1 protein-coding gene and 1 pseudogene are annotated in these 1,199 nt (G+C 58.1%); both read right to left on the reverse strand.

Going from position 1 to position 1,199, the window contains the following annotated elements:
• Positions 1 to 278, reverse strand: a pseudogene (locus AUR66_RS16395) (hypothetical protein); the annotation flags it as partial.
• Positions 279 to 356: 78 nt separating this feature from the next.
• Positions 357 to 1,199 (reverse strand): ABC transporter substrate-binding protein (locus AUR66_RS16400; protein ID WP_231727941.1); only part of this gene is annotated, 843 nt, incomplete at its 5' end.

The following is a 1,199-nucleotide window of genomic DNA, read 5'->3' on the forward strand; positions in this document are numbered from 1 at the left end:
GCGATAAATTGCTCTGCCTCGTCCTCCCCTGGGGTTTCTCTGACCCTGTACGCGACGGCCACACACTCTCGTTCTGTGAACGGAGCAGTGAGCACGCCCTCGTCGGCGGGACTTGCAGTTCCAGAGATTGCGACCGGGCCGGATTCGAGGCTCCCAGTCGGAGTTGTCTCGATGTCCGTGATTCGATTCCCCTCGAAGTAGTGCTGGACGCCGCTCAGGACGAAGAGCAGTCCGAAGACTACGAGACCCACCCCTGCGGCCACTGCCATATAGTCCATCAGTTCCATTCGTCTGTTGGATTATCGTTCGTGCAGTTCGCCGACAGCACTATTCGAGTACTCGACATCAACGGGATGTTAGTCCTCTTTGACGACTGCGTTGTACTCCTGGTAGGTACTTCCGAGTCCGCCGTACGGTGCGACGTCGATAGCATCGTACGCGAATCGCTCGTCGACCGAGTGGTACAACGGAAGAAGGGCCATGTCGTCCCAGTTCGCTTCCTCCATGGTGACGTACGCGCGCTCTCGAATCTGACGCGCCTGGTCTGTCGGCTCCATGTAGGCTTCGACGCGTTGCCAAGCTTGCTCGGCGGTTCGACTCGGTGTCGTGCCACTCCAGTTGAGATAGAACCCGTCAGGAGACCCGCCGGTCTGGGTCGCTGGCGGGTTGATGTTCTCGAGGAAGTCGATGGGGTTGGGGTAGGACCCGACCCAGCCGAGGAAATAGGCGTCGACGTTGCCCTGTCTGCCTCGATTGAGAAGCGTACTGAACGGCTCCTCTTCGTACTGCAGGTCGATGTGTGCGGAACCGAGTTGATCCTGAAGCAGTTGGCCGATTTGCTTGTTCGTCGGTGACGGGTAAGACGTCAGTGTGAACTGGTACGGATTACTCGGACCGAACCCTGCATCTTCCATCGTCTGACGAGCCTTTCCAAGTTCGCTCGAATCGTAGCTGTATGGGTACTCGTTGTCAGCGTGGGACGTGTAGTCGTCGTTCGGGAAAATTGGCGGCGGCGTGAGATGTGCTGCGGGCTTTGCGCGGGTGTTCAGGATTTGATCGACGACCGTACGCTGGTTCAGTGCGTAGGCCATCGCTTGGCGTGCAGGCTTGTACACCTCATCGGTGTTGAACGCGATGTAGTACGTTCGCACTAGTGGCACAGAGAGATACGAGACTGTCTCACCGTTGTCCATCGGCCC

The sequence above is a fragment of the Haloferax profundi genome, from assembly GCF_001469865.1.
Classification (GTDB): Archaea; Halobacteriota; Halobacteria; order Halobacteriales; family Haloferacaceae; genus Haloferax; species Haloferax profundi.